Here is a 22,468-nt window from a genome sequence, read left to right as displayed (position 1 = left end):
TGAAGGTTGTGTATTTCTACTTTCGTCTAATCCTGCGATCATTTAACGCTAATCGAGATACCAACAAAGCGGTATCCCAAGGAGATAAGCATGCAGGACTCGACAGCATCGTCGTCTCAAGGGCTGGCGCGTAATCCGCGCTTGGCCGAATTTGTGTTGGCGCTGGGTGGCTTTGGAATCGGCACCAGCGAGTTCGTCATTATGGGCTTGATGAACCGCGTGGCGGGCGATTTAGCCGTGACCGTGCCCCAGGTGGGCTATGCAATCAGTAGCTACGCACTGGGTGTGGTGGTCGGCGCGCCGCTGATTTCGGCGCTGGCTGCACGGGCGCCCAGGCGGCTTCTGTTGATTGTACTGATGCTGGTATTTGCCGTGGGCAATATCGCCAGTGCCATGGCGCCGGGTTTTTGGTCATTCGTCGGCCTGCGCTTTCTCGCAGGCCTACCGCATGGGGCCTATTTTGGCATTGCAGCGCTGGTGGCGGCGGGGGCGGTGCCGGTCGATCAGCGGGCGCGGGCTATCTCGCGGGTGATGATGGGCTTAACGGTGGCGATTTTGATTGGGGCGCCGCTGGGCACGTGGACAGGAAATCTGTTTGGCTGGCAGATCGCGTTTGTAGGCGTTGGTGGCATTGCGCTGCTAACGGCGCTGTTGATCAGACTTTATGTGCCGATTCAGCCAGTTGATACGTTTGCGAGCCCACTGCGTGAACTCTCCGCATTATTAAAACAGCGTGTATTAGTCGCGTTAGCTCTCGCCTGCATTGGCTGCGGCGGTATGTTTGCCATCTTTAGCTATGTGATGCCGACGTTAACCCAGCAGGCGGGCATGAGTGAAGCGCTGGGGCCGTTGGTGCTGGTCATTTTTGGCTTGGGCTCCATTGCCGGTAATTTAATCGGCGGGCGTATGGCAGATAAAAACCTGATGCGTGCGATCCCGATCATTCTGCTGTGGTGTGGGGTGGTTCAGGGGTTGTTTTACTTCGCGGCGAATAATGTTTGGACGGGACTACTGTTTGTTGGCCTGGTGGGTACCAGCATGGCGCTGGCACCTTCGTTGCAAACCCGCTTAATGGATGTGGCTGAAGATGCCCAAACCATGGCGGCCTCGTTAAACCACGCGGCCTTTAATGGCGCTAATGCTTTAGGTGCGTGGCTGGCGGGGTTGGCGATCAGCGCTGGTTTTAGCTGGTCAAGCACCGGCTTAGTCGGTGCTGGATTAGCGTTCTGCGGGTTGGTCATTTTTGCGTGTGGGCGCTGGCTGGAACAACGCACCTATGGCGCCGTGGCCCAGCGTGTCTAGCGTTGGCTAATTATGCATAAACTTTGCATAGTTATCGAACAGTGATAATTAATATGGCAAAGACGGCGAATCCTCTCTAAGGTGTAAAAGCAGCAACCCATAAGGAGATGAGTATGCATACTCAGGTATTTAAAACGACACGCATAGTGACTCTAGGCGCAGTGGTAGCGTTGACTATCGGCTTGGCAGGCTGCGGTACCTCTACCGGCGAGCGGGCTGCTAGTGGTGCTGGCGTAGGCGCGGCCGTGGGGGCTGGTGCGGCGGCAGCTACAGGCGGTAGCATGACGCAAGGGGCTGTCATTGGCGGTGGTATTGGCGCCGCTACCGGTGCAGCCACGGATGAAGATGACATCAACCTTGAATAAGTAATGGTTGATCTCTTAGCGACACAGTCTAAATCCGCGCATGCCCATGTGAAAGTGATCGGCATGCGCGGCGTTGTAGTCAGGCCCTAATACGTTGCCGAAGGTTTCGCAGGCACCGTCTCGTGCGGCGCGTAAAAACTCCCCCGTTGCACCTTCATCATCCCAGTGGTTGATCAGCGAAATGTGCTGGCCACTCTCAAACTGAAACCCCACCACATCCAGCGCTTCGGCGGTGGCGTGTTCGCTGCGCCTGCCCGTTTCACGGCCATAAACGTTACGACAAGCAAAGCTACCCACATGGTTAACCTGACTCACCCGGCTGCCCATAATTTCCTCGGCGGCAGGCTGTAACGCGTGGCGTTCATACATCACCCACGCCAGCGCCATGGGGCAGGACGCCACGAAGCTTCGGTTAAACGCGACATCGCTTGACTGCATGCGCACGATATTGGAAAGCGGGCAGCTTGCTGTGGGGGTGTAATCGGCCAGCGGCGTGTAGCGCAGCTTGCCTTCGGGCACCGTATCTAACGCCGCTAAACAGCCGGCACGGTCATCGGCCAAGCGGCTTAGCTTTAGTTGAGTGACCGGCGTGATGGGGTCGTCGATATGTAGCGGAGCCCAGGGCGCCCAGTGGCGGGGAATCTCAATAATGCCTTTTTGCAGGGCTACACCCAGTGCAATCAGGCCTAAAATAAATAGCGTACTGCGCATGCTTACCTCCCTGTATGTCGCTGCCAACGCTACAGTCGCAGCGATGGGTGTGCGATACTGCGCAGCCTTACTGCTCTGCTGCAGTCGCTTTACTGTTCTTTGCTACTTATTTTCGCTACTTATTTTGCCAACTGAGGGGAACGCGCTTCATGTCCCAAGGTACGCTTTTTATCGTTTCTGCTCCGTCGGGTGCTGGCAAGACTAGCTTGGTGCGCGAGCTAATTGAAAGCCTGGATGGGATTCAGGTGTCGGTCTCGCATACCACACGTGCCAAGCGCGAGGGTGAAGTGAATGGTGTGAACTATCATTTTACCGACGTGGCTGAGTTTGAAGCGATGATCGCGCGCGGCGAGTTTTTTGAGTATGCCAACGTCTTTGATAATTACTACGGTACTTCGCGGAAGGCGGTCGAGGTATTACTGGCAGCTGGGCAGGACGTTATTCTGGAGATCGACTGGCAGGGCGCCCAGCAAGTGCGTGAGCAAATGCCTGATGCGGTGTCGATTTTTATACTTCCCCCTTCACGCGAAGAGTTAGAGCGGCGCCTGGCTAGCCGCGGCACCGATGAGCATGCCGTGATTGCCCGGCGTATGCGCGATGCAATAAGCGAAATGTCCCATTACCACGAATATGATTACTTGGTAGTGAATGATGACTTCACCACGGCGCTGCAAGAGTTACAATCATTAGTCATCAGCCGACGTTTAAGCCGCCCGGTAATGTGTGAGCGCCATGCGCCACTGTTAGCTGCGCTCTTGTCACAGGCGCCTACGGTCGAGTAATCTATCAGGTTCTACTACTTTCTATTGCGTTGCACTATTTTTGTCGCACCATTTTTTTCACTGGGTCGGCGCCGTTCTCTACGGTGTCGGCCCGGTTCCGTCATAACAGGAAGGCTCCCATGGCTCGCGTAACCGTTGAAGATTGTCTTGAAAATGTTGAAAACCGTTTCAAGCTGGTGATGATTTCCACCCAGCGCGCTCGCCAGCTGGCGCGTGGCTCCCGCGATGCGCTGCTGCCATGGGAAAATGACAAGCCCACGGTCATGGCGCTGCGTGAAATTGCCGCAGGCCTGGTTGATCACACGGTACTGGACGAGCCAGTTGAAGCCGCTGTGCGTCCGCGCCCAGCCATGGCGCCTACTCATATCGACGACTAACGTTGCAACGAACCGATAGAGGCGCGGTAGATGTTCACCATTGATGACCTGGCCGATCGACTCGGCGGCTATTTACCCCCGGATGAAATCCAGCAGGTCAAACGTGCCTTTTATTATGCTGAGCAGGCCCACGACGGCCAGCGGCGGCGTTCCGGCGAGCCTTACGTTACCCACCCGCTGGCGGTAGCGAATATTCTTGCCAATATGCACATGGACCATCAAAGCCTGATGGCCGCCATGCTGCATGACGTTATCGAAGATACCGGCGTTTCCAAAAAGGCCCTGGAGGCTCAGTTTGGCAAACCGGTAGCAGAACTGGTCGATGGGGTATCCAAACTTACCCAGATCACCTTTGAAGACAAAGCGGTTGCCCAAGCGGAAAATTTCCAGAAGATGGTGCTGGCGATGTCGCGGGATATCCGCGTCATCATCGTTAAGCTGGCCGACCGGCTGCATAACATGCGCACCCTGGGCGCCTTGCGCCCTGATAAAAAGCGCCGCATTGCCCGTGAAACACTGGAAATTTATGCCCGCATTGCCGGGCGGCTGGGCATCAACACTATTCGTGTTGAGCTTGAGGATCTCTCTTTTCAAGCGATTCACCCGATGCGCGCCGAGCGCATCAAGCGTGCGGTGGCTAAAGCGCGTGGGCATCGGCGCAGCGCGATGCGTGAAATCCAGTCATCGCTGCAAAAAAGCCTGGATGAAGATGGCCTGAACGGCACAGTGATTGGGCGGCAAAAACATCTACTGTCGATCTACAAGAAGATGCGCGACCAGCGTAAGCCCTTCGCCGAAATTATGGATGTGTTTGGATTTCGCATCATTACCGAAGATGTGGCCAGCTGTTACCGAATTTTAGGCGTGGTGCATAACCTCTATAAGCCGGTACCGGGGCGCTTTAAAGACTATATTGCGATTCCCAAAGCGAACGGCTACCAGAGCCTGCATACCACCTTGTTTGGTTCTCGCGGTATGCCTATTGAGGTACAGATACGTACCCGTGAGATGGAAGCGATGGCCAATAACGGTATTGCCGCTCACTGGCTTTACAAGGCAGGGCAAACGTCGCACCCGATTGCCGAAGGCAGCCACGCTCGTGCTCGTGCCTGGGTGAAAGGATTGCTGGAGATGCAGCGCCACGCAGGTGATTCGCTAGAGTTTATCGAGCACGTTAAAAACGACCTGTTCCCCGATGATATCTACGTGTTTACCCCCAAAGGCGACATCATGGAGCTGCCGCAAGGCGCGACCGTGATCGACTTCGCCTATACCGTACACACAGATATTGGCAATAACTGTATTGCTTGCCGGATTGACCGTCACTTGGCACCGCTATCGACACGCTTAGAGAGCGGCCAGACGTTGGAAATTATTACCGCCCCTGGTGCGCGCCCGAACCTTGCCTGGCTTAACTTTGTGACCACCGCCAAGGCGCGCTCGGCTATCCGCCATGCGCTGAAATACCAGCAACAGACCGAAGCCGTCATGCTGGGTCGGCGCTTGCTCAATAAAGCCCTGGCGCCGTTTGATACCAGCCTGGAAGAGCTGGATGAAAGCGCCATTAAACGTGCCTTTAAAGAGTTGGATGTCTCTTCAGAAGAGTCTCTATTGGAATCGCTGGGGCTAGGCAATCGTATGACTCACGTGGTGGCACGGCGCCTAGTGGATGCCGCCCACGGTGATGATACTTATGAGCATCCCGCGGGAATTGAAGGCAGCAAAGCCGTGGTGATCAGCGGTAGTGAAGGCATGGTGACTAACTTTGCGCGCTGCTGCCACCCGCTACCGGGCGACCCTGTGGTGGGCCACCTTTCTACCGGCAAAGGCTTGGTCGTTCACCGCGCCGAATGTAAAAACGTTGCGGATAAAAACGACCCCGATAAGCTCTTCGCGCTGGAATGGTCGGATACGATCGATGAGGACTTCCCGGTCGCACTGCGTATCGAAATTGAGAGCCGCCGAGGGCTGGTCGCAGAACTGGCCGGGCTGGTCACCGACGCCGATGCCAATATCGAGCGTATCGGCATTGAAGAGCGCGATGCCCGCCTATCCACCGTCAATTTGACGCTGTCGGTAAAAGGACGTGTGCATCTGGCAAGCATTATTAAACGCATCCGAAATCTACCCAACGTTAGCAAAATTACCCGACTCGCCAACTAATACGCCTATAACGACATGCTGATGGTATATCGGTAGTGTTCACTATTGGCTGAGTCGGTAGGGCCTAATTCGAACTACTTATTACCCACTGAAGGAGCGAGACATCGCATGAGCAATAAGGCTGTTATCAACACCAGCAAAGCCCCCGCTGCTATTGGCCCTTACTCCCAGGCTATTAAAGCGGGTAACACGGTTTATCTCTCTGGCCAAATCCCGCTCGATCCCGCGACCATGGCGATTGTGTCTGAGGATTTTGAAGCTCAGGCACGCCAGGTCTTCACCAATCTACAAGCAGTGTGTGAAGAAGCGGCGGGCTCGTTGAGCGATATCGTGAAGCTGAATCTGTATCTGGTCGACTTGGATAACTTTGCGATTGTTAACCAAGTCATGGAAGAGTTCTTCACCGCGCCTTTCCCCGCCCGCGCCGCTGTTGGCGTGAAAGCGCTGCCCAAAAGCAGCCAGGTGGAAGCGGAAGCGGTGATGGTGATTGGCGATTAACCTAATCCGTTAGACCTTGTTCAGCTCTAGGAAGCCGCCCTCTTTGAGCACCTGTGCATAACCTTCGCGGTAGCTGGGGAAGCGGAACTGATAACCAGTGTTCAAGATGCGCTGGTTATCGCAACGCTTGCTGGTACGGCGGCGCAAAGGGGACTGCATGGTCTCGGTTGCTTCTACTTTCAACTGCTTGGCAAGCCATATCATCACGTTATGCATGGTGACCGGCTCGCAGTCGCTGCCCAGGTAGATATCGGCTAGCGTTTCACCGCTCTCCTGATAGCGAATCAGGTGGGCGATAATGCCGGTACAGTCGTCACGGTGAATGCGGTTGGAGTAAACCACGGGGGTGATCGCCGCCACGCGTCCTTCAGCTACCTGATGAATGAGACGATCGCGTCCTGGGCCGTAAATGCCGGAAAAGCGAACGACCGTGCCGGGCAGTGAATGGTTGATGAGTGCCTGCTCGGCTTCGCACATTAGCGTGCCAGAGAAGCTGGTCGAATCGGCGGGGCTCTCTTCGTTAACGACTTCGCCTTCCTGCTGGCCATGTACGCTGGTCGAAGAGACGAAGAATACCCGACGCGGCGGCGCTTTGTGCTGCTCCATCACACTCAGAACGCGCTTTAACCCTTCTGGGTAGGCGGTTTGATAGGCACTCTCTTCGAAACGGTCAGCGCTGACGGTATAAACCACATAGTCGGCGTGAGGAAGAATTTTGGCATCGGCATCTTCGAGGTCGTTTAAATCCAGCTTCAGCGGTTTAATGCCGGTGCCTTTTAAGGCCTCGACGTTGCGCCGCATCCCAATCACTTGGTGCCCTTCCTCAAGCAACTCGCGCCCAAGGTTGATCCCAATATCGCCACAGCCGATAATCAGTACGGTTAGCTTCACCGTGCTCACTCCTCTTGATTAATATTCCCTATTAGATGCAAAGTCTCTACCAACGTTGACATTGAACTGTGTCATTGTCGGGTGAGAAAACCGTCGGCAGAGCTTGCTTGTCCTTTACCATCCCGCTGACTGCTATGATGCTAGGTTTTTCGTACAACACTATTTTCGTACAACACTATTTTCGTACAAACACTGTTTTCGTACATACCCTAGTCACAAGCTGCTACGAGAGGATGCCACTGGCACCGCTATGACTTTAACAGAACTTCGCTACATCGTAACCCTCGCCCAGGAGCGCCATTTTGGACGCGCGGCAGAACGCTGCCACGTTTCACAGCCCACACTCTCCGTGGCGGTGAAAAAGCTGGAGGAGGAGCTTGAAACGCCGCTATTTGAGCGCTCTAAGTCCACCGTACAAGTTACCCCGCTGGGTGAAAAGATCGTTGCTCAGGCGCAGCGTGTGCTGGAACAGAGCACGCTGATTTTCGAGCTGGCCAGTAGCGGCAAAGACCAGTTGGCCAACCCGCTGCGCATTGGCGCGATTTATACGATCGGGCCCTACCTGTTTCCTCATCTGGTCCCTGCGCTGGCAAATGCGGCCCCGCAGATGCCGCTGTATATTGAAGAAGGCATGACTGGCACGCTGCGCGCCAAACTCAGAAGCGGTGAGCTGGATGTCATCATTGTGGCACTGCCGTTTACAGAAACCGATGTAGTGACAAAGGCCATCTACGAGGAAGACTTTGAGGTATTGATGCCCGCCAATCACCCTTGGGTGTCGCGCGAAGCGATCAATAAAGAGGATTTACTCGAAGAGCGCCTGCTATTGCTCGGTGAAGGTCACTGCTTCCGCGATCAGATTCTGGAAGCCTGCCCGGCGATTACCCAAAAGCTCAACAGTCCTAACAACACGCTGATTGCGGAAGGGGGCTCGCTGGAAACCATTCGCCATATGGTCGCTTCCCGGCTGGGGATTACCGTTCTACCGCAGTCGGCGTTGGGCACTAATCAGTATGAAAACGCCCTACTGGTCAGTCGGCCGTTTGTGGCGCCAGCACCGTCGCGCACCGTGGCGATTGCCTGGCGAGCGAGCTTTCCACGCCCTAAAGCCATTGAGGCGTTGATTCAGGCGATCAGCCACTGCCAGCAGCCTACTCAGGCCGTGAAAAGCACCCCATGAGCGATCTCTCCGCGCCCATCACCGCGCTGAAAGGCGTGGGCGAAGCGTTAGCGCTGAAGCTTGGCCGGCTGGGGATTGAGCGGGTCAGCGATCTACTGTTTCACCTGCCGCTGCGCTATCAGGACCGTACGCGGCTGACGCCGATTGGCCTGCTGCGGGCAGGGCAGGAGGCGGTGATCGAAGGCGAAGTGACCGCCTGCGATGTGGTTAAAGGTCGCCGCCGCAGCCTGTTGGTACGCCTGCGTGATGCCAGCGGTATTCTGAGCCTGCGCTTTTTTCACTTTTCGCCTGCCCAGCAGCAACAGCTACGCCCTGGTGCGACGGTACGCGCCTTTGGTGAAGCGCGGGCCGGGGCAACCGGTTTAGAGATATATCACCCCGAATACCGCCTCAGTGGTGGCAGTGAAACGCCGGTCGATGAGTATTTCACACCCATTTACCCCACCACGGAAGGCTTGAACCAACCGCGGCTGCGCGCTCTGGCTCAACAGGCGCTTGGGCTTCTCGACAGTGCCCCCGAGGCCTTGCCCGATGTCATTCCCGATACGCTGCTTCAGCGCTTTCAACTGCCGGGCTTGCACGCCAGCCTGCACCTGCTACATCAGCCACCGCCCGATGTGAACATCGAGCAACTCACCAGCGGCCAGCACCCGGCCACGCGGCGTTTAGCGCTGGAAGAGCTGCTTGCTCACCAATTAAGCCTACGCGAGGTGCGCCTGCGCATTCAGGCGGATGGCGCGCCGACGCTGCCCTCCGGGCGCAGCCTACAGGCGCGCTTTCTGGCCCAATTACCGTTTGCGCTGACCGGTGCTCAGCGCCGCGTGCTGGAAGAGATCAGCCACGATTTAAGTCGCCCAGCGCCAATGCTACGGCTGATTCAGGGCGATGTCGGCTCGGGTAAAACCGTGGTCGCCGCCATGGCCGCGCTGAGCGCCCTGGCGGGCAATTGTCAGGCGGCGATTATGGCGCCGACTGAAATCCTCGCCGAACAGCACTACCGCTCGTTTCAAGCCTGGTTTGAGCCGCTGGGCATCGAAGTAGCGTGGCTGGCGGGCAAGCTCAAAGGCAAGGCGCGGCTGGATGCCAAAGCGGCGATTGCCGATGGCCGTGCGCGTATGGTGGTGGGCACTCATGCACTGTTTCAGGACGACGTGCACTTTGAGTGTTTGGGGCTGGCGATTATTGACGAGCAGCACCGCTTTGGCGTGCACCAGCGCCTGGCGTTGCGCGAGAAAGGCGAAGCGGGCGGCCTTACTCCACACCAGCTGATCATGACCGCCACACCGATTCCCCGCACCTTAGCCATGAGTGCCTATGCAGATCTCGATGTTTCGGTGATCGACGAGCTACCTCCCGGCCGTACCCCGGTGAAAACCGTGGTGGTGCCCGATGAGCGTCGCCCCGAAGTGGTTGAGCGTATTCGATTGGCCTGTAGCGAAGGCCGTCAGGCCTATTGGGTGTGCACGCTGATTGATGAGTCCGACGTGCTGCAGTGTCAGGCCGCCGAAGTTACCCGTGATGAGCTAACGGAGGCGCTGCCTGAGTTGGCGGTGGGCTTGGTGCATGGACGGATGAAATCAAGCGAGAAAGCCGAGGTGATGACTGCCTTCAAAGCGGGGGAGCTGGATCTGCTGGTGGCTACCACGGTTATTGAGGTGGGAGTGGATGTGCCCAATGCCAGCCTGATGATTATCGAAAACCCCGAGCGTCTGGGGCTTTCGCAGCTTCACCAGCTGCGCGGCCGGGTAGGCCGCGGCAGCACGGAAAGCTTCTGTGTGCTGCTCTATCATCCGCCGCTGTCGAAAAGCTCCCGCCAGCGCTTGGCAGTGATGCGCGAAACTACTGACGGCTTCCGCATCGCCGAGAAAGACCTGGAAATCCGCGGCCCCGGCGAAGTACTCGGCACCCGCCAAACCGGCTTGGCACAGATGAAAATTGCCGACCTGGAACGCGATGCCGACCTTCTGGAACGAGTGAGCACCATGGCCCAAACGCTACAGGGCAATCCTGAGATTACCGCCGTGCTGGTACGCCGTTGGTTAGGCGAAGCCGCAGGGCGCTATGGGCAGGTTTAAGCCGCTGTACTGCTGGCGGTGGGCGCTTCGCTTCCCACTAATCGATTTGCCGCCTCGCCTAGCGGGGCGAGCTGCTCTGTAATAAGACGGAGCTGGCTCTGAATAGGGCGATAAAGGGCGACGGCTTTTTCATCCGTAATAGCGGTATTCTGCCCTTCTAATTGGGCTAACAGTTCGGCGGTTTGATCCGTTAGCGCCTCTATCGGCTGGCGTTTATTCAGCTGTTCTGCGATCTGGCCCAACAGCTCTCCAATGCGTTTTGCTACCGGTACCAAAGTGGCGTCGTCTTCATCATCTGCCAACTGATGGCGGTGGGCGCCTAGTGCTGAAAGGTGGCTAAGCAGAGTGTTGGAGAGCACCAGAAAGCGCAGGCCATTGTCTGCGTCCAGTTTACGGTAGTGCCCTGGCTCGTGGAGCATATTGGTGAGTAGCGTGGAGAGTGCCGCGTCTGCGTTATGAGCATTGCGCCGGGCTAGGCGATAGGCCAAGTCATCCTGCTTACCTTCCTCGTACTGATGGATAATCTCTTCCAGGTAGCGGCGGTGGTTATTCAGCGCATTGGCGGCCTCGCGGTAAAGCCTGCGCCCCTGCCAGTCGGGCAAAATAAAAAACACCGCTAAGCCCGCGATTAGCGAGCCAATCAGGGTATCGAATAACCTGGGTAAGATTAGGTCATAGCCGTCGCCCACCTGGTTAAAGCTGCACAGTACCAGTAGCGTGATGGAGGCGGTGGCGACCACGTAGTGTTTTTCGCGGTTGGCGAAGAACGACACCCCAGCGGCCACGGCGATCATGCTCTGTACCAGCGGGTGCGGAAAGAGGCTGATCGACGCCCAGCCCACTACCAAGCCAAGTACCGTGCCCATTATCCGTTGGGACAAAAAACGTCGTGTGGTGGCAAAGTTGGGCCGGCAAACAAAAAGCGTGGTCAGCAGAATCCAAAAGCCCTGCTCGGGGTCGATCCACTGCATCAGCCCATAGCCGGTCGTGAGGGCAATGGAGAGCCGCACTGCATGGCGAAAAGTGGGGGAGCCGAGAGTAAAGTTTAGGCGCACCCGCTTCCACGCTTCCAATACGCTGGAGGGCGAGCGGTCATACAGTGAGCTATCGCGACGATCATCGCTGACACCCGGGTTATGGGCACTGGCGAGCTGGTTTTCCAACGTGGCCAAGTTCTCTGCTAGCGCACTTAATGGATAAAGCAGCGGGCGCCACTCGGGCTTACCTCGGTCGCGTAAGTTCTCTATGGAAGCGTGTAAATCGGCCAGCGCCTCTTCACTCTGCTGATGGTCAAACGGCCGGTTGAGCAGCAGCGATTTCGCCAGTTGACGGCAGGAACGCCCCTGCTGATCCAGCAGCCGCTGGCAGCGAAACAGCACATCGTGGTGGAAAAAAGCCTTGCTGAGCGCGCTGTAGGGGTAGTGGGTGGAGCTAGCCCTTTCGTGAATATCCTGGGCAATAAAGTAAATACGCAGGTAGCGGTTGAGCTTGCGGTCACCGCGCTGGCCTTCGAGCCGCCTAAAAATCATCTCTTTGGCTTGATTAAGGGCATCGACGACTTTGCCATTTTGGCGCGCTAGCGCTACCCGGCGGGCTTCCACGTCTACACCGCGTACCGGCTCAAACAGCGCCGATTTCAGAATTAAAAACTCGCCCAGCGCTTTGTACACCCGCGCCATACTCTGCTTAACCGGCTGGCGCGAAAATAGCGCGCACCACACGATTGAAATTAATCCGTACCAGACGGCCCCTGCCAACAGCAGCAGTTGGCGTGCGGCCACGTCTTCATCTACCCCGCCGTGCTGCTCAATATTGATCATCGAGTAAATCGACAGGATTAGCGTGCCGGAGGCAATGGTGGCGTAACGCTGCCCAATGGCGCCGAGCATAATGAGGATAAACGTCGAAACGCCCAGGCCAACCACAAACAGCCACGGCCAGGGAAACAGCCACTGCACGATAAAAGACGCCGACGTAAAACACACCAGCGTGACCAGCAGGGCTTGAAAACGGCCTTGCCAGCTGTCGTCAGTTTCAGACAGCGCGCAGGCGATAATGCCCAGAAACAATGGAATAACTAGCGCCACATCGCCCATTAAACCGCTAAATAGCAATGCCCCGCTGAACGCTATAAAAACGCGCAGGCTGTAAGCGAATTTATCCAGCGCCCAAAGGCGCCGCAGCGGCAAAAAAATGGGCATAGAGGCTCTTATAAGGGGCGTTAGACTTTAGTATAAATGCGTAGGCGTTAGATGTCGCTACTCAGCACTCAACGTTTGAGTGTTCTAAAAAATAGCGCACTAAAGCCCTATGATTGAAACGGTAACCTTTCGATACTCGGAGCGACACTAAAAAAAACAGGAACACTCCAATGGATCTCAAGCTACTGCTGGACTGGCGTCTGCACCTGACGGTGATCGTGACGTCGATGTTTGCCGAGTGGATAGGCATTGTGCGCATTCCGCTCGGCCCGGGAACACTACTGTTATTACCTCTGCTTTACGCCTTTATCATTGGCGTGATTTTCAATCCCCACCTTTTCTCGGCAATGGGCAAGGTCATTCCCAAGCCGGTCAGCAATGCGGCTGGCCCGATTATTCTCATCGCCATCCTGCCGTTTATCGCCAAATTCGGTTCTACCATTGGCCCAGCGATCGAGCAGATCATCGCTGCAGGCCCTGCGCTGATTCTCCAAGAGTTAGGCAATCTGGGCACCATGCTGATAGCGCTACCCTTTGCAGTATTAGTCCTCAAAATGGGGCGTGAAGCGATCGGTGCCACTTACTCTATCGCCCGTGAGCCCAATATTGCCATTATTTCAGATCGCTACGGCCTCAGAAGCCCTGAAGGCATCGGTATCATGGGCGTGTACGTGGTGGGCACCATGTTCGGTACGCTCTATTTCGCCTTAATGGCGGGGTATATCGCCTCGCTGGATATTCTCGATATTCGTGCTCTGGCCATGGCCTGCGGGGTGGGCAGTGGCAGTATGGTGGCGGCGTGTTCGGCCGCATTAGCTGAAGCGGTACCAGCATCCAAAGACGAACTACTCGCCTTTGCCGGGGCAAGCAACCTGCTTACCTACGCCACCGGTCTGTATATATCGCTATTTATCGCGCTACCGATCACCGAGTGGATGTACAAGCGCTTAAAAGGCTCTCGCCAGGAGGTTAGCCATGAAAACTCATGAGAGCCCGATCGGTCAGTTCGATGCTGAGGCGTTAAAAGAGCTACGTCCCGAAAACCAGCTAGGCAAAACCGCGTTGGTACTGGCAGCCGTGTGTGTGGCGGCATGGTTTAGCAATATCGTCAACGGTTCGCCTTTATTAGACGCACTGCCCGGCATGTTGATTCTGTATGTCATGGTCATTATCGGCTTGGTCATCGGGCGCATATGCCCCTTTTACCTGCCCAGTGTGGCCTGGGTATCGCTGATCAGTATTATCGCGACGCTGCCATTCTTCCCGGGTAATGGGTGGATCATCGCACGGCTGGCCGAGGTGGATTTCCTGGCAGTGGTCACGCCGGTATTGGCCTATGCAGGGCTGGCGCTGACCGGACGTGAGTTTGCCATGTTCAGGCAGACCGGCTGGAAGCTAGTGATCGTGGCCTTACTGGTATTCACCGGCACCTTTATCGGCTCTGCCGTTGTCGCTCACATAATGCTTTAAGGATAGGACGATGACTGCCTCAGTAAACTTGCCGGATAGCGAAACATTAAAAGCGTGGCGCCACGATTTCCACCAGCACCCGGAAACCGCGTTTGAGGAGCACCGTACCAGTGCGCGTATTGCAGCGCTGCTGACTGAGTGGGGCTTTGAGGTAACTACCGGGATTGCTGGAACGGGTGTGGTCGCCGCTCTGGATGGTCAACAGGGGGAAGGCAAAACCATCGGCCTACGGGCCGATATTGACGCCCTGGATATCCTCGAAGAGACGGGGCTTGCCTACGCCTCGCAAACGTCCGGCAAAATGCACGCCTGTGGCCACGATGGTCATACGTCCATGCTGCTGGGCGCCGCCTGGGCGTTAAAGCAGCAGCCGGATTTCAAAGGCCGGGTGGTGTTTATCTTTCAGCCCGCTGAAGAGAGCGCTGGTGGTGGACGCGTCATGGTCGAAGAGGGCCTGTTTGAGCGCTTTCCCATGGATGCCGTATACGGTCTGCATAATTGGCCGGGCCTGCCGGTAGGTGAGGCAGCGGTGCATGACACCGATGTGATGGCGGCTTTCGATATTTTTACCCTAAAACTGATTGGCAAGGGATGCCACGCCGCGATGCCACACTTGGGCATCGATACGGTGCTGGCAAGCTGCCAACTGATCAGTCAGTTACAGGGGTTGGTGAGCCGTGAAACGCCGCCTGATAAATCGGCGGTGCTGAGTATTACCAGCATTCACGCCGGGGATACCTTCAATGTGATTCCGGAGCAGGTCGAGCTGCGCGGTACGCTGCGCTGCTTTGATATGACGCTTAAAGAGCATTTGGAAGCACGCTTTAAACAAGCGATTGGCAGTTTGGCAGAGTTTCACGGCTTAGCCGTTGAACTGGATTACCAGCGCTGCTACCCGGCTACTATCAATACCCCGGAACATGCCCAGCACTGCGCGACGGTGCTGGAAAGCTTGCTCGGCAGCGACAAAGTAAAGCGCAACCCGCCGCCCAGCATGGCCTCTGAAGATTTTTCGTTTCTGCTAGCCGAGCGACCAGGCGCCTATATCTGGATGGGCAACGGTGTAGATTCCGCTTCGCTGCACAACCCGCGTTATGACTTCAACGATGCGCTGCTGCCGCTAGGGACGCGCTACTGGGTGGAGCTGGTAAGGGCGCTGCTCGTCTAAGTCGCCCCCTTTTTCTCAACGAAAAGCGTTATGCGCTCTCTGATGCCCACTGGGTAGGGGAGCGTCTACGCCGAACATAGCGTCTTTCAAGTATTAGGGCGTTCAAGGAGCATTTACGATGTCTTCACCTATGTCTTCACCTATGTCTTCAACAACAGCGTTATCGATCGTGGTGATTGGTCTTGGGCAGATGGGTGGCAATATGGCGCTCACCCTCAAAGCAGCAGGATTTGAAGTAACGGGTAGCGATGTATTTGAGCAAGCGCGATCTCGCCTTGCTGCTCAGGGACTAACCGTTGTGGCGCCCGATGCGCTGCCCGCAAGCGATGTGTATCTGCTTTCGCTGCCCACCTCCGCCCATGTCCGTGAGGTAATCGAGCAATCCCCAGGCTTACTCACGCTGGCGTCTAAAGGCAGTGTGATTGTCGATACCTCGACCAGCGACCCCGCCGTGACTCGTGAACTGGCCGAAAAAGTAACCGCAGCGGGCCTACTGTGGTTGGACGCTCCAGTTAGCGGTGGGCCTAAAGGTGCTGCCAGCGGCAAGCTGGGAATGCTGTTAGGAGGCGATGAAAGCACCATTGAACGGGTATTGCCGATGTTGGAGGCGATGTCAGCCAAGCGCACCCATGTGGGCGGCCCTGGCAGCGGTCATGTGGTGAAACTTGCCAATAACTATCTGTGTGCCGCGCACTTGTTAACCACCGCCGAAGCCGTAGCTATGGCAGCCAAAGCCGGTGTGGATCCTGCCGCCTGCTTAGCGGGCCTCAATAGTGGCTCTGGACGCAGCGCGGTCAGCGAAGTCAACTTCCCCGAGTGGGTGCTGAGCGAGCGCTTCGATTCTGGCTTTACCACCGGCTTGATGCGTAAGGATCTGCGTTTGGCGCGGGATGCCGCTGAGCAATTGGGCCTGCCGTTACCGCTGCTGCAAGCCGTTGTCGATGCCTGGCACGCGAACCCCGAGCAGCCCACCGATAGCGATGACTTTAACCATATCACCACGCCGATATTAGCGTGTGGCAGCCAAGCGGAGGGTAACCAATGAACTCACTTAGCCAACATGCCTGCGACCATCTGGCTGAACTGCTTAAAGGTTTCGGTTTAGCCGCTACCACGCCGCTAAGTAACTGGATTGATGGCGCATTAGTCGCAGGGGAGGGTGAGGAAATCACCCTGATCAACCCGGCCACCGGCGAAGCCCTGGTGACCTATCGTGATGCGGGCACGACGTTAATTAAGCGTGCTACTCAAGCGGCTACGCGTGGGCAGCGTGAATGGATGGCGCTTACCGCCAGCGAACGTGGACGGCGCATGAATGCGGCGCTGCGTGGGCTAGAGGGCCATGAAGAAGCGCTGGCGCAGTTGGAGAGCGTCGTTGCCGGTAAGCCGATTCGTGACTGCCGGGCTGAAGTAGGCAAGGTGCGCGAGATGTTTGAATACTACGCGGGCTGGTGCGACAAGCAGCACGGCGAAGTGATTCCAGTGCCGACCTCGCACCTTAACTATGTGCGCCATGTCCCCTATGGCGTGGTGGGGCAAATTACCCCCTGGAACGCTCCAATGTTCACCTGCGCCTGGCAACTGGCCCCGGCCATAGCAGCGGGCAATGGTGTAGTACTGAAGCCTTCCGAACTGACGCCCTTCTCATCGGTGGTAATTGCCAAACTGCTCGAATGCTCTGGAAAGTTCGGTCAGGGGCTTCCTAAAGGGTTAATAAATATCGTCAATGGGCTGGGCAAGTCGACCGGCGCAGCGCTGACCGACCACCCCACTATCAGCAAGCTGGTATTCGTGGGCTCTCCCCAGAGTGGCCGCATGATTGCTGAAGCCGGCGCACGCCGATTGGTGCCCAGCGTGTTAGAACTAGGGGGTAAATCTGCCAATATCGTCTTTGCGGATGCCAAGCTCGATGAAGCCGTCGCGGGAGCCCAGGCGGCCATTTTTGCTGCAGCAGGTCAGAGCTGTGTGGCGGGCTCACGGCTGTTGATTGAGCGTTCGGTGTTTGAGCAGGTTACCAGCCGTTTGGCCCGGGCCGCGGAACAGATTGCGGTCGGCCTTCCCAGCGATGAAGCGACGCGCATGGGGCCTTTGCAGAATCGCCGTCAATTTGAGCAGGTCACCCGGATGATTGAGGCCGCCGAAGCGGCAGGCGCGAGAGTGTTAACGGGTGGCAAGCGTCCCGAAGGACTGCCAGATGAGGCTCATGGCTATTTTATCGCCCCTACCGTGTTGGTCGATGTCACGCCGGATATGGAGATCGCTCAGCAAGAGGTTTTCGGCCCGGTGTTGATCGCCATGGCCTTTGACGGCGAAGCCGAAGCCATTCAGCTCGCCAACGAAACTCGCTTTGGTTTGGCTGGCGCCGTTTGGAGTCAGGATGTGGCGCGAGCGCATCGTGTGGCGGGGCAATTGCGTGCTGGCACGGTATGGATCAATAGCTACAAGGCGATCAGCGTGATGTCGCCGTTTGGTGGCTTTGGCGATAGTGGCTTCGGTCGCTCAAGCGGTTTGGACGGCCTGCGTGAATACACGGTGCCGCAAAGCGTCTGGGTGGAAACGGCACCGGAAGCCAGTGTGGCATTTGGTTATGGTAGCGGCGTTGGTTGATTGTTCCATGGGACCTGAGGATATTGTTCTAACTTGCTGGGGCGCTTCGCTCCAGCAGCGTGAGGAGTTACTGCAATGAGCTTTGGCATTGATCACCCCTTAGTCGCGGTCGCCGATTTAGATGTGGCCGCCGAGCGCGCGGCCGCATTGGGTTTTACCCTCAATCCGCGCCACAGCCACCCCTGGGGTACCGATAATCACCTGCTGTTTTTACACAATAATTTTATTGAACTGATTGGCATTGCACATCCAGAGCTAACAGATTATCGGGATAGCAACGGCTTTCAATTTGCCAAAGTGGTGGAAGATCGCTTAGCCATTGGCGAGGGGATCGCCATGCTGGCATTAGAAAGTGAAGCAATGTCGACGGATCATGCGCTGTTGACTGTACGTGGTTTTGAAGGCCATTCGCCTATTGAGTTTCGCCGACTGGCGCATCTTGCCAGTGGTGATGTAGAAGTGGGCGTAGCGTTAAATATCCTCCATGACCCTCAGCAGCCTTTCCTTACCCAATTCTTGTGCCAGCAATTGCGTCCTGAGCTGTTTCGCACAGACCCCACCCTTGAGCGGCACGCTAATACGGCGACGTCTATTACCGATATTTGGTATGTGTCAGATAGCCCTGCTCGAGACTTGGAGCAGTTTCGTCGTATCCATGGCGATGAAGCGATTCAAACGCAAACAGGAGGCTTTAAAATCCACACCGATAAAGGGGTTTGCCACTTATTAAGCGACTGGGCAATAGGCGAGCGCTTTGAAATGTTGGCAGGGCTCCCGTCAGTGCCCGCCAGAGCGGTGGCGTTAACACTGGCCTGTGAGGATATTGCCGCGGCGATTAATCACTGGCAGGAGCGCTCGCTACCTTTTTCACCATTGGGCGCCCATGAGGCCGATATACCGCCTGAAGTGTTAGGCGGAACAGTGCTGCGTTTTTCTCAAATCACGGTGTGAGAACGTTAATGATGACCGCGACCTCAGATGTAGGCGGCCACGCCTTTAATGACCCTGACGCGCTCTGGCGGGAGATTCAGGCAGCCGCCCTTGAAGCTTCCCGCACGCAGCCACTATTAGCGGATTTTTACCGACATGCTTTGCTTGATCATAGCGATTTTGCTTCGGCACTTGCCGTTGTTATCGCTGAGACGCTGTCATCTCCCCATATATCGCATGCCTCGGCACTGGCAGAGATACGTGCTGTGCTGGCGGAAAACCCGCTGATCGTTGAGTCCGCCCTGGATGATTTGCGGGTGTTACTACAGGAAGACGCCGCCATCCCAGAACCTTTTACACCACTGCTCTTTTTTTCTGGTTATCGAGCACTGCAGTGTCATCGCGTCAGTCATGTTTGGTGGACAACCGCTAGGAAGAGTATGGCGAGCTACCTCCAGTTTTGCTGTAGTTGTACATTCAGCGTAGATATACATCCTGCTGCTCGCATTGGTAAAGGCATCTTTATTGACCATGGTGTGGGTATTGTTATTGGCGAAACCGCCGTCGTCGAAGATGGTGTCACCCTTTTTCAGGGCGTCACATTAGGCGGAACGGGTAAGCTTGATGGTGATCGTCACCCCAAAATTCGGCGGAATGCTTTTTTGGGTGCAAACGCCGTTGTGCTTGGCAATATTGAAGTTGGTGAGGGCTCGCGAATCGGTGCTGGCGCCATTGTCACAAAAAGCGTAACCGCTGGAGCGACGGTGGTGGGACTGCCTGCGACCGCGCGCTAATTCACATCGCGAAACGCTTGCATCCAGCGCTGCAGGTGGCGTAGCAGCAGAATGCTAGCCTTGGGCTGTTGGCGGCCTACGCGCGTGACCATGTGGGCCTGGGAGCGCTGAAAAAGCGGATTATCTACCTGACGCGCCACTAGCGTGCCAGCTTCTAAATCGTGTGCGACGGCAAAGGAGGGCAGTAGGGTAATGCCCATGCCGCTGCGCACATACTGTGCTAATACCACCATGGAATTTGTATTCATTGCCATGCGCGGGACTATACGAGACTGCTGAAATGCTTGGTCGACCATTTGACGCACCCCATGGGTGGTGTCCCACATGGCCATCGGCTGGGCGCTAAGCTGAGTCAGCGTGAGAGGTGACATCTGGCTGGTCAATGGGTGATCCGGCGGCAGAATAGCCATCAGTGGCTGAGGACTGGATGACCAGAAACGCAGCTGGGGATGGGTACGCTCATGGAACATCAAGCCGATATGACTGTGATCGCCGACAATGGCGTCAATAATGCCCGAGGTGCCTGCGGTATGGATGTCGAGCTGAATGCCCGCATAGCGTTGGGTAAATTCGTGCAGCGGCGACGCTACTAGGTCACTGACAAATCCTTCACCGACGGTGAGCGATATCTTGCCGGTTTCCATGCGCTGGTAGGCTTCAAGTGACGCGATAAAGCCTTCGTCCAGTGCGCCGCGACGCTCGCAGTATTCAAGCAGCATTTCACCGACCGGGGTCGGTGAAATGCCGCCGCGCTGACGCTCCATGAGGGTGGCTCCCAAGGCTTCTTCCAGCAGCGAAATTTGCCTGCTGACTGCCGAGGGAGCAATGTCCAGACGCGCCGCAGCACGGCGCACTGAACCAGACTCCAGGGTAACGCGGAAGTACACTAAGCGTTGATGAGGTATGTCCATCGATAGCTGTTATACCTCTGCCTGGTTTACCCTTTGCTGATCGCTCAATACTGCAAATACTGGGCTACAAATATTTGAGCAGCTTCTGCAGCTTGTTCATATCGGCGGAGTCGCCCACTAAACGCACGTTGCCACTCATCATGCCGTCAAGAAAGGCCTGCTGAGTTGGCTTTTTGAGCACTTTTAACGCGGTGGCTTGGTCTCGGAAACGCAGTTCAAGGTCTAAGTCGACGGGCAGCCCTTTACCGGTGCTGATACCTTTCGGCGTCATCCGGTAGTGGCGGGCTATGCTTAGATCTTCCGTGGCAATTCCCCAGTCCAGGCCGCGCATGCGTTCTAACTGTTCACGAAAGCGCGGCTTGCGGCGCAGGGCACGTTTGAGCAATATGCCCAGTAGCCACAGCGTCAGCTTGAGCTTCATTAGGAAACGGCGTCCTTAAGTCCTTTGCCTGGCTTAAAGGCAACATTTTTGCTGGCCGGAATTTGTAGTGGGGCACCGGTTTGTGGATTTTTACCAGTACGTGCTGCGCGCTCACGTACCGTAAAGGTACCAAAGCCGATCAGAGCGACATCTTCGCCCTTAGCAACGCTGTTAGTGATTTCATCCAAAATAACGTTCAGTACTTGGCCTGCTTTGTCTTTTGACAGGTCGGCACTTTCAGCGATGGCAGCAGCGAGTTCAGGTTTGCGCATAAGAAATCTCCCTTTAGTAAACAATCGAACTTTTGTTAAAGAATCGAGCGTAAAGCAAATGCAGGTTGTTGGGCGCGTCATTAGCACTAGGTAGCTTCTCTAGCCTAGTCGTGAACGCGACGAAAATCAGCCTAGCAGCGTAGGTGCTGCTCTGGAAAGCTCCACTTTCCTTCTCACGCAGCCCCCTGTCAACGCAAAACCAATCAAACGTCCGTCTTTATTTTCGGCTAACGCACTGATATCGCCACCTTCGCCTTCAATTCGCCAGCGTTCAGGTGGGGTGGTTGGCGGGTAGGCTACCACTGGCAGCAGGGGTGTTTTAACGACTATTGGCCAAGCGCCAAAGCTGACCGACGTGGGAGTGCCCGCAAGCGTTGCCGCCAATGCCTTGGCGCTCGCTTGCAGCGGCTGCACGTACATGGCGTTAACGCCATCGACGCAGGCGACATCGCCCAGGGCGTAAATATCGGGGTGTGAAGTACGCAGTTGGCGGTCAACTTGTATGCCGCTCGGCGATACGTTAAGACCCGCGGCTTCGGCAAGCGCCGTACGCGGTGTTAGGCCAGTTGCCATTAGTACGAGATCGGCGCTGATAGCCTCGCCGTTATCCAACCGTAATACGATGTCATCACCGCTGCTGAGTGTTAGTGAATCTATCGTGCGGCCTAAGCAGAGTCGGATGCCTGCCTCATTGAAGGCATCGCCCAGGGCGTTGCCCAGTGGCGTGGGCAGCAGGCGGGGCAGTAGCGTAGCTTCAGGCGCTATGACACTGACGTGATGACCTCCGGCGTGCAGGTCATTAGCAAATTCACAGCCGACCAGCCCGGCGCCAACAATCGCCACCCTTGCTGAGCCTTGGCCTAACGCCTGATGAAAGCGTCGGTAGTCGTCTAGGTCATTAATGGTGAAGCAGCGTGGGGCTACGCTGGGGTCGATGCTGAACGGCATCCTGGGGGCAGCGCCGGTGGCTAATACCAGTGTTTCGTAGCTTAGTTTTGAAGAGCTTAGTTTTTCATAGTTGGGCGCTTGTCCAGCGTCGAGAAGCAGTGTCCGGTTATCCACATCCAGTGCCGCCACGGGGGTGTGGGTAATGATGCGGGCGTTTAACTCATCGCCCAGCTCGGCAGCGTTTCGCTGGGCCAGTTTGTTGGGCGCTAGGCCTTTAGCGAAGCCGGTGGAGAGTAACGGTTTGCTGTAATCGTCACCGCTGTCAGCACTAATCAACGTGATTGACCGCTGGTCACCGAGACGGCGCAGTGCCCGGGCTAAGCCAATCCCGGCCATTCCCGTGCCAATAATGACCAGCGCAGCGTGGGATGAAGAGAGCTCTGGTTGTGAGGTGGGCATGCA

The 22,468-nt window shown here is 56.3% G+C and carries 22 protein-coding genes; 15 read left to right on the top strand and 7 right to left on the bottom strand.

What is annotated here, in order from left to right:
* Positions 1-90: 90 nt before the first annotated feature.
* The gene (locus tag Q3Y66_RS19415) at positions 91-1,302 is read left to right on the top strand and encodes an MFS transporter (protein WP_008957111.1); all 1,212 of its coding nucleotides are present in this window, start codon (positions 91-93) and stop codon (positions 1,300-1,302) included.
* 113 nt (positions 1,303-1,415) lie between these two features.
* The gene (locus tag Q3Y66_RS19410; protein WP_008957112.1) at positions 1,416-1,667 is read left to right on the top strand and encodes a hypothetical protein; all 252 of its coding nucleotides are present in this window, start codon (positions 1,416-1,418) and stop codon (positions 1,665-1,667) included.
* 15 nt (positions 1,668-1,682) lie between these two features.
* Here Q3Y66_RS19410 and Q3Y66_RS19405 read toward each other — a convergent pair whose 3' ends face one another.
* Complete coding sequence (locus Q3Y66_RS19405) at positions 1,683-2,378, bottom strand: extensin family protein (protein ID WP_008957113.1); 696 nt, start codon at positions 2,376-2,378, stop codon at positions 1,683-1,685.
* 149 nt (positions 2,379-2,527) lie between these two features.
* On the opposite strand from Q3Y66_RS19405, the gene gmk reads away from it, so the two are divergent.
* From gmk to Q3Y66_RS19385, 4 genes are all read left to right on the top strand, one after another.
* Positions 2,528-3,160 carry a guanylate kinase gene (gene gmk / locus Q3Y66_RS19400; RefSeq protein WP_008957114.1) on the top strand — a complete coding sequence of 211 codons (633 nt, stop codon included), beginning with the start codon at positions 2,528-2,530 and terminating at the stop codon, positions 3,158-3,160.
* 119 nt (positions 3,161-3,279) lie between these two features.
* Positions 3,280-3,537: a DNA-directed RNA polymerase subunit omega gene (gene rpoZ, locus Q3Y66_RS19395; RefSeq protein ID WP_007112267.1), complete on the top strand. Its 258-nt coding sequence runs from the start codon at positions 3,280-3,282 to the stop codon at positions 3,535-3,537.
* A gap of 30 nt (positions 3,538-3,567) precedes the next feature.
* Positions 3,568-5,700, top strand: a complete 2,133-nt coding sequence (locus Q3Y66_RS19390) for a bifunctional (p)ppGpp synthetase/guanosine-3',5'-bis(diphosphate) 3'-pyrophosphohydrolase (protein WP_008957115.1) — start codon at positions 3,568-3,570, stop codon at positions 5,698-5,700.
* Positions 5,701-5,808: 108 nt separating this feature from the next.
* On the top strand, positions 5,809-6,198 hold the full coding sequence (locus Q3Y66_RS19385; protein ID WP_008957116.1) for a RidA family protein: 390 nt from the start codon (positions 5,809-5,811) through the stop codon (positions 6,196-6,198).
* 9 nt (positions 6,199-6,207) lie between these two features.
* Here the strand turns inward: Q3Y66_RS19385 and Q3Y66_RS19380 are convergent, their stop codons facing one another.
* Entirely contained in the window at positions 6,208-7,089 is an 882-nt protein-coding gene (locus tag Q3Y66_RS19380) for an SDR family oxidoreductase (protein WP_008957117.1), read from the bottom strand.
* Positions 7,090-7,339: 250 nt separating this feature from the next.
* Between Q3Y66_RS19380 and Q3Y66_RS19375 the strand changes: the two genes are divergently transcribed.
* A complete protein-coding gene (locus tag Q3Y66_RS19375; protein WP_008957118.1) occupies positions 7,340-8,269 on the top strand; it encodes a hydrogen peroxide-inducible genes activator in 930 nt (309 codons plus the stop codon).
* Positions 8,266-10,344 carry an ATP-dependent DNA helicase RecG gene (gene recG, locus Q3Y66_RS19370; protein ID WP_008957119.1) on the top strand — a complete coding sequence of 693 codons (2,079 nt, stop codon included), beginning with the start codon at positions 8,266-8,268 and terminating at the stop codon, positions 10,342-10,344. The genes Q3Y66_RS19375 and recG overlap by 4 nt, the downstream gene beginning before the upstream one ends.
* On the opposite strand, the gene yccS is transcribed toward recG, so the two are convergent.
* Positions 10,341-12,545: a YccS family putative transporter gene (gene yccS / locus Q3Y66_RS19365; RefSeq protein ID WP_008957120.1), complete on the bottom strand. Its 2,205-nt coding sequence runs from the start codon at positions 12,543-12,545 to the stop codon at positions 10,341-10,343. The two genes, recG and yccS, sit on opposite strands and share 4 nt — an antisense overlap.
* Positions 12,546-12,715: 170 nt before the next feature.
* Here yccS and Q3Y66_RS19360 point away from each other — a divergent pair, with 170 nt between their 5' ends.
* From Q3Y66_RS19360 to epsC, 7 genes are all read left to right on the top strand, one after another.
* Positions 12,716-13,534: a DUF3100 domain-containing protein gene (locus tag Q3Y66_RS19360; protein ID WP_008957121.1), complete on the top strand. Its 819-nt coding sequence runs from the start codon at positions 12,716-12,718 to the stop codon at positions 13,532-13,534.
* Positions 13,521-14,015, top strand: a complete 495-nt coding sequence (locus Q3Y66_RS19355) for a hypothetical protein (RefSeq protein WP_008957122.1) — start codon at positions 13,521-13,523, stop codon at positions 14,013-14,015. The genes Q3Y66_RS19360 and Q3Y66_RS19355 overlap by 14 nt, the downstream gene beginning before the upstream one ends.
* Before the next feature lie 10 nt (positions 14,016-14,025).
* Entirely contained in the window at positions 14,026-15,183 is a 1,158-nt protein-coding gene (locus Q3Y66_RS19350) for a M20 aminoacylase family protein (RefSeq protein WP_008957123.1), read from the top strand.
* Between the two features lie 118 nt (positions 15,184-15,301).
* Complete coding sequence (locus Q3Y66_RS19345) at positions 15,302-16,228, top strand: NAD(P)-dependent oxidoreductase (protein WP_008957124.1); 927 nt, start codon at positions 15,302-15,304, stop codon at positions 16,226-16,228.
* Positions 16,225-17,790, top strand: a complete 1,566-nt coding sequence (locus Q3Y66_RS19340; protein WP_008957125.1) for an aldehyde dehydrogenase family protein — start codon at positions 16,225-16,227, stop codon at positions 17,788-17,790. Before Q3Y66_RS19345 ends, Q3Y66_RS19340 begins: the two co-directional genes overlap by 4 nt.
* A gap of 75 nt (positions 17,791-17,865) precedes the next feature.
* Positions 17,866-18,741 (top strand): VOC family protein, encoded by an 876-nt coding sequence (locus Q3Y66_RS19335; protein WP_008957126.1) that lies wholly within the window; start codon positions 17,866-17,868, stop codon positions 18,739-18,741.
* An 8-nt stretch (positions 18,742-18,749) separates the two neighbouring features.
* Complete coding sequence (gene epsC / locus Q3Y66_RS19330) at positions 18,750-19,514, top strand: serine O-acetyltransferase EpsC (RefSeq protein WP_008957127.1); 765 nt, start codon at positions 18,750-18,752, stop codon at positions 19,512-19,514.
* Here the strand turns inward: epsC and Q3Y66_RS19325 are convergent.
* From Q3Y66_RS19325 to Q3Y66_RS19310, 4 genes are all read right to left on the bottom strand, one after another.
* Positions 19,511-20,425, bottom strand: a complete 915-nt coding sequence (locus tag Q3Y66_RS19325; protein WP_035586467.1) for a LysR family transcriptional regulator — start codon at positions 20,423-20,425, stop codon at positions 19,511-19,513. The two genes, epsC and Q3Y66_RS19325, sit on opposite strands and share 4 nt — an antisense overlap.
* Before the next feature lie 64 nt (positions 20,426-20,489).
* Entirely contained in the window at positions 20,490-20,846 is a 357-nt protein-coding gene (locus tag Q3Y66_RS19320) for a hypothetical protein (protein WP_008957129.1), read from the bottom strand.
* Positions 20,846-21,118: an HU family DNA-binding protein gene (locus Q3Y66_RS19315; protein ID WP_007112276.1), complete on the bottom strand. Its 273-nt coding sequence runs from the start codon at positions 21,116-21,118 to the stop codon at positions 20,846-20,848. The genes Q3Y66_RS19320 and Q3Y66_RS19315 overlap by 1 nt, the downstream gene beginning before the upstream one ends.
* A gap of 126 nt (positions 21,119-21,244) precedes the next feature.
* Positions 21,245-22,465: an NAD(P)/FAD-dependent oxidoreductase gene (locus tag Q3Y66_RS19310; protein WP_008957130.1), complete on the bottom strand. Its 1,221-nt coding sequence runs from the start codon at positions 22,463-22,465 to the stop codon at positions 21,245-21,247.
* Positions 22,466-22,468: the final 3 nt, after the last annotated feature.

Origin of the sequence: Halomonas sp. HAL1, from assembly GCF_030544485.1 — a bacterium.
Classification (GTDB): Bacteria; Pseudomonadota; Gammaproteobacteria; order Pseudomonadales; family Halomonadaceae; genus Vreelandella; species Vreelandella arctica.
Note: the sequence above shows the minus strand (reverse complement) of the source record. Positions and strands in the feature narration are given on the sequence as shown.